At 60.0% G+C, this 17,185-nt stretch carries 13 protein-coding genes; 2 read left to right on the top strand and 11 right to left on the bottom strand.

What is annotated here, in order from left to right:
- Positions 1–68: 68 nt before the first annotated feature.
- The 4 genes from AC1RDQ_RS12905 to AC1RDQ_RS12920 all read right to left on the bottom strand — a co-directional run bounded on the left by AC1RDQ_RS12905 (position 69) and on the right by AC1RDQ_RS12920 (position 5,425).
- Positions 69–1,646 (bottom strand): efflux transporter outer membrane subunit, encoded by a 1,578-nt coding sequence (locus AC1RDQ_RS12905; protein ID WP_492587486.1) that lies wholly within the window; start codon positions 1,644–1,646, stop codon positions 69–71.
- A complete protein-coding gene (locus AC1RDQ_RS12910; protein WP_492587487.1) occupies positions 1,643–2,707 on the bottom strand; it encodes an HlyD family secretion protein in 1,065 nt (354 codons plus the stop codon). The genes AC1RDQ_RS12905 and AC1RDQ_RS12910 overlap by 4 nt, the downstream gene beginning before the upstream one ends.
- A gap of 26 nt (positions 2,708–2,733) precedes the next feature.
- Positions 2,734–4,266, bottom strand: a complete 1,533-nt coding sequence (locus AC1RDQ_RS12915; RefSeq protein ID WP_492587488.1) for an MFS transporter — start codon at positions 4,264–4,266, stop codon at positions 2,734–2,736.
- Between the two features lie 238 nt (positions 4,267–4,504).
- The gene (locus AC1RDQ_RS12920; protein ID WP_492587490.1) at positions 4,505–5,425 is read right to left on the bottom strand and encodes a LysR family transcriptional regulator; all 921 of its coding nucleotides are present in this window, start codon (positions 5,423–5,425) and stop codon (positions 4,505–4,507) included.
- 242 nt (positions 5,426–5,667) lie between these two features.
- Here AC1RDQ_RS12920 and AC1RDQ_RS12925 point away from each other — a divergent pair, with 242 nt between their 5' ends.
- A complete protein-coding gene (locus AC1RDQ_RS12925; protein ID WP_492587492.1) occupies positions 5,668–6,672 on the top strand; it encodes an RHS repeat-associated core domain-containing protein in 1,005 nt (334 codons plus the stop codon).
- Between the two features lie 51 nt (positions 6,673–6,723).
- On the opposite strand, the gene AC1RDQ_RS12930 is transcribed toward AC1RDQ_RS12925, so the two are convergent.
- The 7 genes from AC1RDQ_RS12930 to AC1RDQ_RS12960 form a co-directional block, all read right to left on the bottom strand.
- Complete coding sequence (locus AC1RDQ_RS12930) at positions 6,724–7,590, bottom strand: ABC transporter permease (protein WP_057712547.1); 867 nt, start codon at positions 7,588–7,590, stop codon at positions 6,724–6,726.
- Between the two features lie 21 nt (positions 7,591–7,611).
- On the bottom strand, positions 7,612–8,472 hold the full coding sequence (locus AC1RDQ_RS12935; protein WP_057712548.1) for an ABC transporter ATP-binding protein: 861 nt from the start codon (positions 8,470–8,472) through the stop codon (positions 7,612–7,614).
- Between the two features lie 5 nt (positions 8,473–8,477).
- Positions 8,478–9,503 carry an ABC transporter substrate-binding protein gene (locus tag AC1RDQ_RS12940; RefSeq protein WP_492587494.1) on the bottom strand — a complete coding sequence of 342 codons (1,026 nt, stop codon included), beginning with the start codon at positions 9,501–9,503 and terminating at the stop codon, positions 8,478–8,480.
- 18 nt (positions 9,504–9,521) lie between these two features.
- Positions 9,522–10,409 carry a TauD/TfdA dioxygenase family protein gene (locus tag AC1RDQ_RS12945; RefSeq protein WP_492587496.1) on the bottom strand — a complete coding sequence of 296 codons (888 nt, stop codon included), beginning with the start codon at positions 10,407–10,409 and terminating at the stop codon, positions 9,522–9,524.
- 370 nt (positions 10,410–10,779) lie between these two features.
- Positions 10,780–12,144: an HlyD family type I secretion periplasmic adaptor subunit gene (locus AC1RDQ_RS12950; RefSeq protein WP_150812095.1), complete on the bottom strand. Its 1,365-nt coding sequence runs from the start codon at positions 12,142–12,144 to the stop codon at positions 10,780–10,782.
- Entirely contained in the window at positions 12,134–14,290 is a 2,157-nt protein-coding gene (locus AC1RDQ_RS12955; RefSeq protein WP_057712552.1) for a type I secretion system permease/ATPase, read from the bottom strand. The genes AC1RDQ_RS12950 and AC1RDQ_RS12955 overlap by 11 nt, the downstream gene beginning before the upstream one ends.
- A gap of 42 nt (positions 14,291–14,332) precedes the next feature.
- Positions 14,333–15,685, bottom strand: a complete 1,353-nt coding sequence (locus AC1RDQ_RS12960; RefSeq protein WP_057712553.1) for a TolC family outer membrane protein — start codon at positions 15,683–15,685, stop codon at positions 14,333–14,335.
- 361 nt (positions 15,686–16,046) lie between these two features.
- On the opposite strand from AC1RDQ_RS12960, the gene AC1RDQ_RS12965 reads away from it, so the two are divergent.
- The coding region (locus AC1RDQ_RS12965) for a retention module-containing protein (RefSeq protein ID WP_492587498.1) at positions 16,047–17,185 on the top strand (1,139 nt) is incomplete at its 3' end.

The following is a 17,185-nucleotide window of genomic DNA, read 5'->3' on the forward strand; positions in this document are numbered from 1 at the left end:
CTTTCGGATCAACCGAGTCTACGGCAGCGGTGACTAGCGTCAAGCAGATGGCCATCATTGCCTGCGTATTAACGCTGCGCCGTCACGGCCAACGGATACACCGACTCCCACCCCCCACCCAACGCCTTGTACAACCCGACGGCCGCCAGCGACACACCGGTCGAACTCTCGACCCACTGCTCCTGCGTTGCCAGCAACGCTCCTTGCACGGTGAGCACCGTGACGAAATCCACCACGCCCTCAACGTACTGCTGTTGCGCGGTGTCCAGCGCAATGCGGTTCTGACGTACGGCTTCGGCCAGACTGTCGCGGCGCAACTGGCTGGCGTTGTAGGTGGTCAGTTGATCATCGATTTCATGCCAGGCGCGCAGCACGGTTTGCTGATAGATGATAGCGGCTTCCTGTTGTTGTGCTTCGCGCAACTCGAGCACGCCACGCAAGCGTCCGCCGTCGAACAACGGCAAGCTGAACTGCGGGCCGATCCCGAACGAACGCGAACCCCAGGAGCCGAAATCGCTCAGTTGCATGGCCTGGGAACCGATGTTCCCCGACAGGGTGATTCGCGGATAGAAATCGCCCTTGGCCACGCCAATGCCGGCAGTGGCGGCATGCAGCCGTGCTTCGGCCTGGCGAATGTCCGGCCTGCGTTCAGCCAGTTGCGAGGGCAAGCCAATGGCGACCTGGCGCGGCGTTTGTGGCACCGGTGCGTCTGTGGATAACTCCGCCGCCAATGCCTGAGGCGCTTCGCCCATCAACAGACTCAAGGCGTTGATCAGTTGCCACTGGCGCTGCTCCAGTGCGGGCAGGCGTGATTCGATGGCCGCCACCTGCGCGGCGGCTTCGGCGACATCCAGATCCGTCGCGACACCGTCGGCCAGGCGCAATTGCGAGAGCTTCAGGCTATGGCGGGCGACGTCGAGGTTCTGTTCGGTGACGAGCCGGGTGTTCTGCACGCCACGCAGTTGAATGTAGTCCTGGGCGGTTTCGGCCAGCACCGACAGCAGCACACCGCGTCGGTCGTTCTCGGCGACTTCCAGGTTGGCGTCGGCCGCTTCGGTTTCCCGCCGCACACGCCCCCACAAATCCAGCTCCCAGGACGCGGAAAAACCGGCATCCCACAGGTTGAATGCGGACTGGCCGTTGTGCCCTGACGGGTCGCTCAGGCCTTCACTACTGTTACGTTTTCGGGCGTAACTTCCCGTGGCCGCGGTATTCGGATAGCGGTTGGCGGTGATCACCTGGCGAACGGCACGGCTTTGCTGCAAACGGCTGCTGGCCAGCTTCAGGTCGAGGTTGTCGGTCAGGGCGCGTTGCGTGAGGGCCGAGAGCTTCGGGTCGTTGAACACGTCCCACCAGCGCTCGTTCATCGTTTCGGCGATTACTTGGCTGGTGGCTGCCTTTGATGGTTTCGACCACTCGGTGATTTGTGTGGGCTGAGGTTTGTGAAAGTCCGGGCCGACGGTGCAGGCGGACAGGCTCAGCATAAGCAAGGCAGAAAAAGTCAGGCGAGGCTGATGACCTCTTCGCGAGCAAGCTCGCTCCCACATTGGACTTTCTGTGATGCGAAAATCTTGTACTTCGCGCATAACCCTTGTGGGAGCGAGCTTGCTCGCGATGGCGTCCGTACCGTCAACACAGGTTTTCATCGCTGAGTCACCTCACGCGAGACACCACTGACGGTATCGATGCTCGCCTCCACCGACATCCCCACCCGCAAGCGCTCGGCCAGCGATTGTCCCGGCTCCAGCACGATCTTCACCGGTATCCGCTGTACCACCTTGGTGAAGTTGCCGGTGGCGTTGTCCGGTTTGACCGCAGCGAATGTCACCCCGGTGGCCGGTGCAATGCTTTCGACACGACCGCTCAGTGCCGCACCGCCCAGGCTGTCGACGCGCACTTGCACAGCCTGCCCAGGCTGCACATCCGTCAGTTGGGTTTCCTGGAAATTGGCCATCACATAAGCCTGCGCCAGCGGCACCACGGCGAGGATTTTGCTGCCCGGTGTGACGTAGGCGCCGACCCGCACCGCGCGCTCGCCGACCATACCGTCCTGTGGCGCAACGATCCTCGTATAGGACAACTCGTAGCTGGCCATTTCCAGCTTCGCTTGCGCCCGTTTCAGCCCCCCTTCGGCTGCATCGCGCTGGGCCGTGAGGATCTCCACCTGCTTGCGTTCCGCCGCTAGAACCGCCGTGGCATTGGCCAGCCGCGCGGAGGCCTGGTCGATGCGCGTTTGCGCCTGTTGCGCGTTTTGCACCGTGCCAGCGCCCACCCCGGCGAGGTGGATGTAGCGGTTCAATTCATGCTCGGCAAACGCCATTTCCGCCTTGGCCGAAACCACCGAGGATTGCGCCTGGGCAATCACCGACGCCTGGCGCTCGAGGGTCGCCCGGGCGTTTTGCAGTTGCGCCCTGGCCACCAGCGTTTCGGCATCGGCGGCCTCGGCGGCGGCGTGTAGATCCCGGTCATCGATCAGTGCCAGCAACTGCCCGGCCTTGACCTGCTGGTTGTCCTCGACCAGCACTTGCTTGATAAACCCGGCAACCCGCGGCACGACCAGGGTGAAATCCGCCGAGACATAAGCATCATTGGTGTTCTGCTGGGTACGCTTGCCGAACAGGCCGGGCATGGCCAGGTACAGCAACACGCCGACGGCCAATGCGGCGGCCATGGCAACCGCGACTTTCTGCTTTGCTTGAGTGTTCATAAAAACCTTCTGTTTCAGTGGAGCAATCAGGTCGGTGCGCGCGGTGGATAAATCCGCGTCGGCAGCCAGAAAATCAGCAGGATCAAGGTCACGGCGATACCGGCCATGCACAGGTAAAGATCAGAGGAAGTGAGCACCACCGCTTGCTCATGCAGCCGATGAGCGAGGCTTGTGCTGTCGCGCTCGGCCAGCGGCGAGTTGCCGAGGCCGTCGACCAGCATGGTCGAGTGGAAATGCAGGCGTGCCGTGGTCAACGCCTCGATCACCCCGGTGGCGATGACCGCCGACAGGCCTTTGACTGTGTTGAACCAGGCCGATGCGAACGGCCCTTCCATCGGGTTGATGCTGCCGGTGGACAGCATCAGCAATGGCAACACCGCCATGGGCTGACCGAAAATCTGCAGCCATTGCAGCACATAGAAATCGTCGCGAATCCACGCGGACGTCAATTGCGAGCCGCCGACGCACGACAGCGCCAGCATGCTCAGGCCAATGCCCAACACCCAGCGGCAATCGACCCAGCGAAAGTTGCACAGCGCCGCCACCAACGGCAGCGCAATCAATTGCGGCAGCGCCGCCAGCAGCATGATCGGCGCGGTCTGCACCGGGCGATAACCCTGGACCTGCGCCAGGTAGCTGGACGGAATAATGATCACCGCCTGCAACACCACCAGCACGCCCGCCAGGGTCAGCAGGGCGAAAGACAGGTTACGGATGCCGAGCATCTGCATCTTGAAAAACGGAATCGGCTGCGACCACTCGCCGGTCAAAAACAGCACCAGCAACAACAGCCCGCCGCCGAGCAATCCACAGATCAGGTTCGACTCGAACCAGTCCAGGCGATTGCCCTGCAGGATGCCGATCACCAGCATGCAGATGGCGGGAAAGCCCAGCAGCACACCGCGCCAGTTGAAGGACTTGAAGCGCTCCAGGCGCAGGGGGTCCTGGGGTAAGCCATACGCCACTGCGGCCATGGCAATCAGGCAAGGCGCGATGATTTGCCAGAAGGTCCATTGCCAGCCGACATACTCGGTCCACAACCCCGCCAGCGGCGTGCCCAGACCCGGGCCGAACGTCGCCGTCAGGGCATAACCGGCCAGGCCATACAACTTCACATTGGCCGGCAGAAAGCGCAGGGCCACGGTCATCAGCATGGGTGGCAATGCACCGCCCGCCAGGCCTTGCAAGGTGCGTAGCAACAACAGACTTTCATAATTCGGGGCGAAGGGGCACAACACACCCAGCAGGGTGAACAGGCTGATGGCGCACAGGGTGAAACGCCGCAACGAGAACGTCACAGCACACCACGGCGCGAACGCCATGGCCGCCACCGAAGTCGCGGTATAACAGGCGACCAGCCAGGTGCCTTCGTCGTAGCCGATGGCCAACGCACCACGGATGTCGGCCAGGGCGACTTTGGTCACCATCTCGTTCAGGCCCGACATCAGCACCGCCACCAATACGCCAACCAGGCCGATAATGATCCGCGGGCCGAAGACAGGTGGAGCGGCTGCCGTGCTGGCCGCAGCAACAGGTGCCGTGACCGTAAGGGAAGTCATGTACTGCAAGCTCCGGCGTGGAAAGACCGAAGCATTCTAAGAAGCGTAATGCCTGACGAAAATCAACTTATTGGAAGGTTATAAGTGCGCCAAACGCAACGATACAACCCCTGCCCCCTGTAGGAGCGAGCTTGCTCGCGATGGACGTCAACGATAACGCGTGCTGACTGATTGATCGTGTCGTTCAGACGTTTTTCGCGAGCAAGCTCGCTCCTACAGGGGGGGAATTGCGTTCAGGTCAGTCCGGCTGCGCGGCCAACCACGTTTCATCGCAGCAGGATTTCAGCGTTTCACGCAGCCAGCGGTGGGCCGGATCCTTGTCGAATCGCGGATGCCAGGCCTGTGTCAGCATTAAGGTCGGCAACGGAATCGGCAGGTCGAACGAGCGCAGCTTCAGTCCGAGCCGCCGCACACTCAGCAAGGCTTCCTTGGGCACCGGCAGAATCAGGTCCGAATCGGGCAAGGCAAACATCGCCGCATGAAAGCTTGGCGCGATCACCGCCACCCGCCGCTCCAGCCCCAGGGCATTGAGCGCGGTATCGATCGGACCTCGGGCAATGCCGCGCCGGGACATGCTGATATGCGAGAACCCCGCGTAACGCTCCGCCGTGATCTCTTCGTCGAACAGCGGATGATCCTCGCGCACCAGGCCGACAAAGTGGGTGGAAAACAGGTTCTGAATCTTCACTTCCGGGGTCAACGGCCGGGTGTTGCTGACGCTCAGATCGATCCGCCCTTCGCGCAATGCCTCATCATCGCCATCGCCTTCCGGGACGAAACGCAATTCGCAGTGCGGCGCCTGCCGGTCAAGGGTGTCGAACAGCTTGCCGCCGTAGACGCCGACAAAGAAGTCGTTGGCCCGAATACTGAAACGCCGCCGCAGCGAACTCAGCTCCACCGCATCGGCCGAACGAAACAGTAACCCGGCCTGTTCCACCACACTGCGCACCTGCTCGCGCAATTCCAGTGCCTTGGGGGTTGGCACCAGGCCACGGCCGGCGCGCACCAGGATCGGATCGCCAATGGCCTCGCGAATGCGCGTCAACGTCCGGCTCATGGCCGCCGGGCTCAGGTTCATCCGCCGCGCCGCGCCCACCACACTGCCCTCGTCGAGCAAGGCATCGAGGGCGACCAACAGGTTCATGTCTGGGAGTTGCATTGTGAGCACTCGTGTTTGATCTGGATTGATTCAGACGCAATGCTAGCAAACAAACTGCCGAATCATGTGTTGGCAGCACCGACCTCTTCGCGAGCCTGCTCGCGAAAGCGGTGGAACCGTCACCACATCCATTCGCGCTAGCCCATAGAAACAACTCACACCACTATCAGTTCTGATAGTTCGCAAACCTGGCTCAAGCGAGTAAAACTCAAAGCCTGCCCCGTTTCCGCGAAGATCCCGGCATGAGCCAACCTGCTGATCAAGACAACCGCAGCCGGCCACGCTTAGTACTGCTGGCAACCGACCGCAGCCAATCCATCATTGGCGAAATCGTCGATGGCCAGTCCCAGACCATCGCCTATTCAGCTTACGGTGAGCAGTCCGCGCAGCAGAAAATCGAGACACGACTGGGGTTCAATGGCCAACTGCGTGAAGCCAACATTGGCTGGTACTTGCTGGGTAATGGCTACCGCGCCTATAACCCGCGATTGATGCGCTTTCACAGCCCGGACAGTTGGAGTCCGTTTGGTGGGGGTGGGTTGAATGCGTATATGTATTGCGTGGGGGATCCGGTGAATCGAGTGGATCCGACGGGGCATATCTGGCAAACCTTGATTGCCAAGGCACGCAGGCTGGCTTCGGAGTTTCATTTGCCCAATTATCGCGCTGTTCCAGCACCCAAAGATATCGTGAGCATTTCAGCCGGTGCTGACGCAGCGCGCGCACTGCAACAAAACATACCGATTCAGAAAACACATGACTTAACCGGTTTTTTTTCCGCTGCTGAGTACGCTGCCGGCAAGAAGTCCCCACCCAGCTGGACAAACGATGCGGCGGAGCGACTTAGCGGAGTCCAAGCCACACCGCACCCGCAGCAGCCACCTGGCTTTCTTGGATCTTCTTTTATTGCCTCTCGGCAGAAGCAGTCGCCAGGCAAAACTTGGAAAGTAAGCAGCACTGCGCATGGCTCCTCTCAATCACCGAGCGCCTCCACCAGCTCCCAATATGTCCAAAAGCCTGGCTCATCTTTTGATAAGCCTGAATCCTCACGTGGAGTTGAACTTAAACCATTATTTAAACCTAGAAGTAACAATGTTTCCGCGAACAGTGCTTCATCGAATGCTTATGGACATCATGCCGCCTACCAAAAATATTACGATGCGCAACCGCCCGGGCGCCCTCCTTCTTACACTCAAGTAATGCAAGAAAAGGCGATAGAAGAGATCAGAAATGGCGGCAAGAAATAGCGTCTGTTGTCCATCTGGCATAGGGCAATCAAACTCAGACGCAAGCCCTCATCACCGCACCATCCCCCACCGCCTCACCGTCACTCGCTCCAACGAATCAAACACCAGATTCTCCACCAGCAATCCAATCAGGATCACCACCGCCAACCCGGCAAACACCTTGTCCGTGTACAGCTCATTGCGATTCTGAAAGATGTACCAGCCCAACCCACCCTTGCCGCTGGTTGCGCCAAACACCAACTCGGCAGCAATCAAGGTCCGCCAGGCAAACGCCCAGCCGATTTTCAGCCCGGCGAGGATTGACGGCAGTGCCGCCGGAATCAGGATGAACAGCACGAAGCGCATGCCCTTGAGGCCGTAGTTGCGCCCGGCCATGCGCAGGGTTTCCGAGACGCCGAGGAAGCCAGCGTAGGTGTTCAGCGCCAAGGCCCAGAGCACCGAATGCACTAGCACGAAAATCAGGCTGTTTTGCCCTAAGCCAAACCACAAGAGCGCCAGCGGCAACAGCGCAATGGCCGGCAACGGGTTGAACATTGAAGTCAGAGTGCTCAGCAGGTCACGACCGAACTGGGTCGACACCGCCAGCGTGGTCAGGGCAAACGCCAGAACGATGCCGATCAGGTAGCCCTTGAGCAGTACCACCAAAGAAATCCACACCTTGCCCAGCAACTCGCCGCTGAGCAGGCCGTCGTAAAGCGCGTGAGCGGTTTGCACAAAACTCGGCAGCAGCAGGTCGTTGTTTTGATAACGGGCAACCGCTTCCCATAGCACGGCAAGCAAAATCAGGATCAGGCTTTTACGTAGCCAGCCCTGTTGCCACAGGCGTTGGCCGAGGGGCAGTTCGCGCTCCAGCGGCACGCTGGTCAGTGGCGGCAATACGGTTTCGAATTCTTCACGCGGGGATGATAAATGGCTCATCGGGCCCTCCTTTCAACTGGCTCAATAAGCGATGCGGATGTCAGCGAAATCCAGTTCATGCTCGGCTTGCGGTGATTGACCTTCATCGAACAACAGCCGATGAATACGTCGCGCCGATTCCTGAAACGCCACACCGCCGAGGCTGTGCAAATCGTATTGATGGCTGTGGACTTCCGCCCTCACCCGCCCCGGATGGGGTGACAGCAACAGAATGCGATTGCCCACCACCAGTGCCTCTTCGATAGAGTGCGTGACGAACAGCAGCGTGAAACGCACTTCCTCCCAGAGCAGCAGCAATTCTTCCTGCATCTTGCGCCGGGTCAGGGCATCGAGCGCAGCAAAGGGTTCGTCCATCAACAGGATTTTCGGCTGCATCGCCAACGCCCGAGCGATGGCGACCCGTGCCTTCATCCCGCCTGACAAGGTGTGCGGATAAGCATCGGCAAACGCCGCCAGGCCGACCTTTTCCAGATAGTGCAGCGCTCGCTCTTCGGCCTCCCTGCGCTTGAGGGTTTTCGAAGCCAGAAGCGGAAACATCACGTTCTGTTTGACGGTTTTCCACGGCGGCAGTTGATCGAACTCCTGAAACACCACGATCCGGTCAGGTCCCGGCGCATCGACGCGCTGGCCTTGCAGACGGATCTCGCCTTCCACTGGCTGGATGAAGCCGGCGGCGGCTTTGAGCAACGTCGACTTGCCGCAACCGGACGGGCCGAGCAGGACAAAGCGGTCCGCCGGATCGATCTCGAAACTGACTTGATGGGTCGCCCGCACCACGCGCTGCGGTGTGCGGTATTCGAGGCTGACGTTATCGACCGACAGCAGCGCCTGGGCTGCCGCGATCGGTTTGCTGACCGTGTGGCCTTGCAAAGGAGCGTTCATTTCGGTCAGCTCCCTTGCAGTGGTTTGGTGTCCTGGAAGAAGTAGTCCTTCCACGAATCCGGTTTGTTTTTGATCGCGCCAACGCGGTACAGGAACTCGGCCAACGGGTAGGTATTTTTCGGCGTGACGCTGAACTCGAACTGCGGGTTGTCGATGATTTTCAGCAACGCCGCACGATCGATTTTGGCCTTGGTAACGCGGATGTAAGTGTCCGCCGCTGCGCCTTTGTCGTTCTGGGCAAACGTGGCCGCTTCGGTCAGCGCGTCAATGAATGCCTTGTAGGTTTTCGGGTTCTCATTGCGGAATTTCTCAGTGGCGAACAGCACCGTCGGCGAGTTCGGACCGAGCAGGTCATAGGTGTTCAGCACCACGTGCACGTTGGGATTTTCCAGCGCCTGATCCTGGAATGGCGGGTTGGAAAAGTGCCCGGTCAACTCGGTTCCGCCAGCGATCAGCGCAGCCGTGGCATCAGGATGTGGAACAGCGATGGTGTACTTGTCGAGGCGATTGAAGTCCTTGTCACCCCACTGTTTGGCCGCCGCGTATTGCAGGAAGCGCGACTGCACCGACACGCCCACCGCCGGCACTGCGATTCGGTCTTTCTCGGTGAAGTCGGCAATGGTTTTGACCTTGGGATTATTGCTCACCAGGTAGTACGGGAAGTTGCCCAGGGAAGCCACGGCCTTGACGTTCTGCTTGCCGTGGGTGCGATCCCAGATGGTCAGCAGCGGGCCGACGCCGGCGCCGGCAATGTCGATAGAGCCCGACAGCAACGCGTCGTTGACCGCTGCACCGCCGGAGAGCTGGGTCCAGTCGACCTTGATGTCGATGCCTTCCTGCTTGCCGTACTTCTCGATCAGGCTCTGATCGCGCACCACGTTCAGCAGCAAGTAAACGATGCCGAACTGTTCGGCAATGCGGATTTCACCTTCGGCGTGGGCCACGGTCGGTGCCACCAGGCTGCCGGCGATCAGGCTGAAACCCAGACCGATGGCCGCGGCCAGAGGTGCGAATGGAAGACGTTTGGACATGATCAGATCTCCGACAAATCAGAAAGGCGCGTCGCCCTGGATGGTGGTGCGATATAGCTTGCGGCGCAGATGGCTGGGGCATCCGGCGGCGAGGTGGATCAGCGAACGGTTGTCCCAGAACACCAGGTCATGGGGCTGCCATTGATGGCGATAGATGTTTTGTGGCAGCACGCTGTGGGCGTAGAGTTCGGTCAGCAGTTGCTGGCTCTCGTCTTCCGGCAGGCCAACGATGCGAGTGGTGAACCCCTCGCTGACGAACAACGCCTTGCGACCGTTTTCCGGGTGGGTACGCACGACCGGGTGGACGACTTCGGCGACCTGGGCGAGTTGCTCCGGGGTCAGGGTAGGGCGCCAGTTGCCTTCGAATTTGGTCTCGCTGTAACGCGCGGTGTAGGAGTGCGCGGCCGAGCGACCTTCAACGGCATTGCGCAACGCGAGTGGCAGGTTGTCCCAGGCTTTGTGCATGTCGGCGAACAATGTGTCACCGCCTTCTGACGGCAGCTCCTTGGCATGCAGCATCGAGCCCAGGCTCGGCAGTTCTTTGTAGGAGAGATCGGAATGCCAGAACTTGCCGGCGTCACCCAGGCCGATGTTCTGGCCGTTTTCGACGATGTTGGAGACGATCAGGATTTCCGGATGCCCTGCCAGCAGGAACTGCTTGAGCACATGGATCTGCAACACGCCAAAACGACGGCTGAAATCGATCTGTTGCTCAGGGGTTATGCGCTGGTCGCGGAACACCACCACGTGATGATCCAGGTGTGCGCGGTGAATACGGGCGAAGTCCTGATCATTGATCGGGCGGGACAGGTCGAGACCGATGATCTCGACGCCCACCGCTCCGCTGAACGGGCGGACTTCAAAGAATTGTGGCGCGATGCTTGGCGAAGCTGAAGCTGCAGACATAAATCACTCCCACGCACGGCACGCTCAAAGGCGCGCGCGTCGATCAGAAACTCACGGAGGTCCCGTGTTGGTTCGTGTCGTGCGGCGCGCCGATTGGTCGACAGGTACGCAGGAGATTGACTTTATAGATATAAGAATTGAAATTTAAATACCGTTAACGAATAACGATATGGCGATTGCGAAGGGAATGGAGGAATCGTTGTGTGACGTTATTTGTCACTTTCTGACAGGATTGTGGTGTTTTGGCGGACGCTATCGCGAGCAAGCTCGCTCCCACAGGGGTCAGTGGAAACACAAAAATTGCGTTTCAACACAGATCCATTGTGGGAGCGAGCTTGCTCGCGATGGGGCCAGTGGCCCCGAAGGTGGATTACCGCTCGTGCAGCGCCTCGGCCCGAGCGCGGATGATCGGCTTGAGCAGGTAGCTCAGCACGGTCTTCTTGCCAGTGATGATGTCCACGGAAGCCACCATCCCCGGAATGATCAGCAATGGTTTTTCGTCGGTGCCCAAGTGGCTGCGGTCGGTGCGCAGCTTGATGAGGTAGTAGGTGGTCTTCTTGTCTTCATCGGTGATGGTATCGGCACCGATCTGCTCCAGTTTGGCCTTCATCCCGCCGTAGATGGTGTAGTCATAGGCGGTAAATTTCACCGTCGCTTCCTGCCCCGGGTGCAGGAACGCGATGTCCTGCGGGCGGATCTTCGCCTCGACCAGCAAGGTGTCGTCCAGCGGTACGATTTCCACCAGGTCGCTGCCCGGCTGGATAACCCCGCCGATGGTATTGACCAGCAACTTGTTGACGATGCCCCGCACTGGCGAAGTGACCAGCGTCCGGCTGACCCGGTCTTCCAGGGCCTTGCCGGTGGCCTGGGCCTTGTTCAGGTCGGTGCGTGCTTCATTGAGTTGGGTCAGGGCTTCGCTACGGAACTTGCCACGGGTTTCATCGACCTTGCGCTGCACTTCCTTGATTGCCGATTCGGCTCGTGGAATTGCCAGCGTGGTGGCGTCGAGCTGACCACGGGTCTCCGCTTCGGCACGCCTGAGGCGCAGGACTTCCACCGGTGATACCGCGCCTTGGGCCACCAACGGCTCGGACATGCTGATTTCCTGACGCTGGAAGCCCAATTGCTGGCGATACTGCGCCTGTTTGGAGGTGAATTCGCGCAGCTCTTGCTGGCGCTGGATCAGCTGCTCCTGCAAGCCACCAATCTCATCGTGCAACTGTTGGCGACGACTGATATAGAGCGACTCTTCACTCTTGGCCTGACCCGGCACGGCCTTGAGCACATCCTCGGGGAAGTTCAGCGGACGCTCTTCGACCTCGGCGCTCAGGCGCTCGACCCGCAGCAGCATCGACAACCGATCGGCCTCGGTTTCACCGACGTTCGAAGCAAATCGCGTGTCGTCCAGGCGAATCAGCGGTGCGCCGGCTTCGACAATCTGACCTTCCTTGACGAACAGCTCGGCAACAATACCGCCTTCAAGGTTCTGGATCTTCTGGATCTTCGACGATGGAATCGCCTTGCCGTCGCCCTTGGTCACCTCGTCGATCACCGCGAAGTTGGCCCAGAGCATCAGGAACACAAAGAACGCGATGATCGCCCAGATCGTCAGCCGCACCACGCGGGGCGCATCCTCGATCAGCGCCTTGTTGACCTCCGGCAGCGGCTGCCCCTGAAGTGAAGCAGAGCCTTTGAAGTAGCGAAGGATCGAACCCTTACCCGACTTAAGCAACACTGATCTGCCCCTTCTTCAACGCTTCCATCACTGCGGCTTTCGGGCCGTCGGCGAGTATCTGCCCGCGGTCGACCACGATCAGGCGATCCACCAGCGACAACAGCGATGCCCGGTGCGTTACCAGCACCATGGTCTTGTTTTCGATCACCGCTGCCAGGCGCTGCTTGAGGCGCTCTTCGCCGGTGTTGTCCATGGCGCTGGTCGGCTCGTCGAGCAGCAGGATCGGCGGGTTGAGCAGTAATGCACGGGCCAGGGCGACGTTTTGCCGTTGACCGCCGGAGAGGTTCTGTCCGCGCTCACCGACTTGCAGCTCATAACCCTGCGGATGCAGGCGCGCATACTCGTGGACGCCGGCCAGTTCTGCGGCTTGCAGCACCAGCTCGTCCTCGACATACCGCGCGCCGGAAACCAGGTTGTCGCGCAAGGTGCCGGCGAGCAACTGAATGTCCTGGGGCACGTAGCCGATGTTGTAGCGCAGCTCGCTGACGTCGATCTGGCGGATATCCACACCATCGACCAACAACGCGCCGTCATCCGGCTGATACAGCCCCACCAGCAACTTCGCCAGCGAGCTCTTGCCCGAGCCGCTTCGGCCAATGATGCCGACCTTCTCGCCGGGACTGATCGACAGGTTGATGTTCTTCAGCGCCAGGTTCTGCTGTTGCGGGTAGGTGAAGTTGAGCTGGCGGCACTCAATGCCGCCCTGCAGCACCTTGCGGCTGAGCGGACGCTCTTCGAAATTGCGCTCCTGGGGCAGCTCCATCATCTGGTCGACCGAGGTCATGGTCACCCGCGCCTGCTGATAACGAGTCAGCAGCCCGGACAGTGACGCCAGCGGGCTGAGCGCACGACCGCTGAGCATGTAGCAGGCAATCAGGCCGCCCATGCTCAGGTGACCGTCGATGATCTGGTACACGCCGAAGACGATCATGATCACACCGGCCAGTTGCTGGATCAGCAAGGTGATATTCATCGCCAGGCCGGAGAGCATTTTCACCCGCAACTCAAGGCGACTGAGGGTGCCGATGGTCTGCTCCCACTGATACTGGCGTTCGCTTTCGGCGTTGTTGACCTTCACCGCATCCAGGCCGGCCAGGGTCTCGATCAGGCTCGACTGACGCTCGGCCCCCAGCGCCATGGTCCGTTCCATGGTCGCCACCAGGGGTTTCTGCAAGGCATAGCCAATGGCCAGGGCGATCGGGAATGCCAGCACCGGTATCCAAACCAGATGCCCGCCAAGGATCGCGATGACGATAAAGATCAGAATCGTGAACGGCAGGTCAATCAGGCTGGTCAGTGTCAGCGAGGCGAGGAAGTCCCGCAGGCTCTGGAACTCATGGATGTTCTGGGCAAAGCTGCCGACCCGCGCCGGCCGGTATTTCATGGCCATGCCAACGATGCGCTCGAACAGCGTGGCCGAGATAATCAGGTCGGTTTTCTTGCCGGCCAGATCCAGGCACAGGCTACGCAGGCTTTTCAGGATCAGGTCGAACAGGTAGGCGCCCGTGATGCCGAGTGCCAGCACCCAGAGCGTCGCTTCGGCCTGGTTTGGCACGACACGGTCGTAGACGTTCATCACGAACAACGGCGCGGCCATGGCAATGATGTTGATCAGAAAACTGGCGGCGATGGCATCGGCGTACAACCAGCGCGAACGCTTGAGAGTGTCGCGGAACCACGAGCGCGCACGCGGAATCAGCGTGCCGTGATTGACGTCGAACTTGTGCTGCGGCTGGGCGAAAAAGACTTTGCCGGTGTAGTCATCGGCCAGCAGGTCACGGCTGACCAGGGACTCACCGCCGTCGCTTTCGCTGAGCAGCACCCGTACCTGATCTTCGCCTTGCCAGCCGAGCAGGACGGCACTTCGACCGTCCCTGAGCAACAACAATGCTGGCATCGCGATCGCCGGAATATCTTCCAGCTTGCGTTGCAGCACCCGACCTTGCAGCCCCGCGCGAGCGGCCGCACGAGGCAGCAACTCGACACTCAAGCGTTGCTCGGGCAGCGGCAGGCCGGTGGTCAGCATTGCCGCGCTGGCAGGTTTCTGGTGCAGCATGCAAAGAGCGAGCAGACCATCCAGCAACGGATCGTCATGCAACGCGCGCGGATCATGGATGAGTTGAACCCGACTGACTTCTGATTCCACGCTCGGCACTCTTGGCTAACAATTGAACAATGAAGGTCCTGCTTAATTCATACCGGGCAATTGGACCTTGGGCTTCATGTCGTTCTGCACAACGGATGCCAATGGTGCGACCACTCCCTGGCTCTTGAGCAATTCGCCCATGGTCGCCTTGATTCGGTACTGAGTAAATAACTGGATGTTCTTGATCTCCGCCAGACGGCGGGAGGAGGAAAACAGTTCGTTCTCACTGTCGAGCAAATCGAGCAGGGTGCGCTCGCCGAGACTGAACTGACGCTGGTAAGCGGTACGCACGGCGGTGCTGTGGTCGACGTATTGCTGGGCGATCGGCACTTGCGCGTTGGCGTTGTTCAGGGCGTTCCAGGCCAGGCCCAGCTCTTCATTCAATTGGCGCAGGGCGTTGTTGCGGATGTCCAGCGCCTGGTTCGACAGGTAGGACTTGGATTCCAGATCGGCCTTGTTGCTGCCGCCGGCATACAGATTGAAGCGCATGCGCAGCATGGCCTGCCATTCGTTGTTGTGGCCGTTCTGACCATCAATGTCGTTGTCCGCGGAGCGACCCAACTCAGCATCGAAGCGCGGGTAGAACGTCGACTTGGCAGTGTCGTACTGCTTCTCGGCAGCGGCGATATCGGATTCGGCCGAACGCAGGATCGGGCTGTTTTCCAGCATCTGCGCACGGGCTTCATTCAGGTTGGCCGGCATCAGCGCCATGAAACTCGCCGGGCGTTCCAGTTGATCGGGCATCTGGCCAACAGCGGAGAGGTAGTTGGTTTCGGCGTCTGCCAGGTTGGTCTGCTCGGTGATCAGGTTGTTGCGCGCCTGGGCCATCCGCGCCTCCGCCTGATCAAGGTCGGCGCCACTGCCGACGCCACGCTGGGTGCGCAGTTGGATCTGGTCGTAAATGCGCTGGTGGCTCTTGAGGTTGTCCTCGGCCAGACGTACGAATTCGCGACGAGTCAGCACGTCGAGATAGACCTGAGCCACGGTCAGCCCGGTACGCTCGGAAGTACTCAGCAGCGAGTAAGCGCGGGAGTTGACAGTGGCTTGTTGACGCCCTACTTCGCTGGACGTCGCAAAACCGTCAAAAACCATTTGGGTCAGACGTAAATTTGACTCACTGCGATTCAGGGTTTGCCAGTGATTGTTGCTGCCGTCCGTTCGCGTCGTCACGCTATCGGTGCCTTCACGACCATAACCGCCTAGCAGGTCGACCCGTGGCAAATATCCACCTTTTGCAGCCTTCAACTGATAATCCGCAGCCAACCGACTGTTGACACCCGCCTGAACTTCCGGATGGACATCCAGCGCTTGTTGCATGGCTTCTGGTAAGGACTGCGCCTGCACAAAAGACGCGGCGAGGACGAAAGGTATTGCCATGAACAAAGGCGAACGCATTGTAGGAATTTCCCAGAACTTCTTGTCTTGAATCACAGCAAAAGAACGCGCTGCGTCGAAAGATGGCAAGCGGAATGACCGTATGTCGGAAAGTTCAAAAAGCGGAACTGGATCACATACCGAGGACGAGTCACAGCTGAAATATCAATGTGACATTACTGGGACGATTGTTTAGGATGGCTCGAAGAAGGTCAATAGTTTGGCATAAAGTTAATAACGAAAAAATATAGCCAATATATTGACGATTTGATGCGTCAAATTTGTGCATCTATTTTGCAATGTACGTCCAGACTGGTCGGCACAGACAAATGCCATCAGGTCCATGGAAGTCAACTGAACGTGACACCCCGGAGAGTCTTCAATGAGCAGTGTTGTTGCCATCGTCAAAAGCATTGTTGGTCAGGTTTTCGTGGTGTCCCCCGAGGGCATCCGCCGCGTTCTCGTTGAAGGCGACAAACTGTTTGCCGGCGACCAGATCGACACTGGCCTTTCCGGCGCCGTGTCCCTGGAACTGGCCGATGGCCGCACCCTGGATCTGGGTCGTGACACTCAGTGGAGCGCTGACGCTCCAGACTCCAGCACTGACCTGGCAGCCGCCACCGCGCAAGCCGCGCCTTCGGTAGAAGAGCTGCAACAGGCCATTGCTGCCGGTGCCGACCCGACAAAAGACCTTGAAGCCACCGCTGCCGGCCCGGTTGCCGCAAGTTCTGGTGGTGCCGTCGGTGGTGGTCACAGCTCCGTGATGCTCGACGCCACCGCTGGCCGCGTCGATCCGACCATCGGCTTCCCGACTGCGGGTATCAACACTGCCGGGCAAACGACTCTGGAAATCCCGGGTGGCCAGGCCACCAACGCCAACATCAACGCCAATACCAACGCCAATACCCCGAGTGAGTCAGCCCTCAGCCTCAGTGCCACGCCGACCATCACCGAGGCCGGTGGCGTGCTGGTGTACACCGCGACCCTGACCCAAGCACCACTGACCGACCTGACTGTCACGCTGTCCAACGGCGCCGTGATCGTGATTCCCGCAGGCGCGACCACCGGCACCGTCAACGTGCCATTGGCTGCGAACGACACTGTCTATAACGACGCGACCCAGATCGATGTAACTGTCACCGGCACCAGCGGCGGCAGCGGCATCACTGTGACGCCGCCGACGACCCCGGCCGTGACCCAGGTCACCGATACCCTCGACACCACCACGGTCACCCTGACGGCCGGTAACACCGTCACCGAAGGCGGCCAGATCACCTACACCGCGACCCTGACCAATCCAGCACAGACGCCAGTAACCGTCACTCTGTCCAACGGCTCGACCATCACCATCGCCGCCGGCCAGACCAGCGGCTCCGTGAACGTGCCGACCTCGGCCAATGACGTCTTTAACAACGGCAGCACCGTCAGCACCACGATCACCGGCACCACCGGCGGCAACTTCGAGAGCCTGGTGCCGAACACCACACCAGCCGTGACCACCATCACCGACTCCGTGGACAA

The organism is Pseudomonas sp. GW823-FHT02E01 (assembly GCF_058797535.1).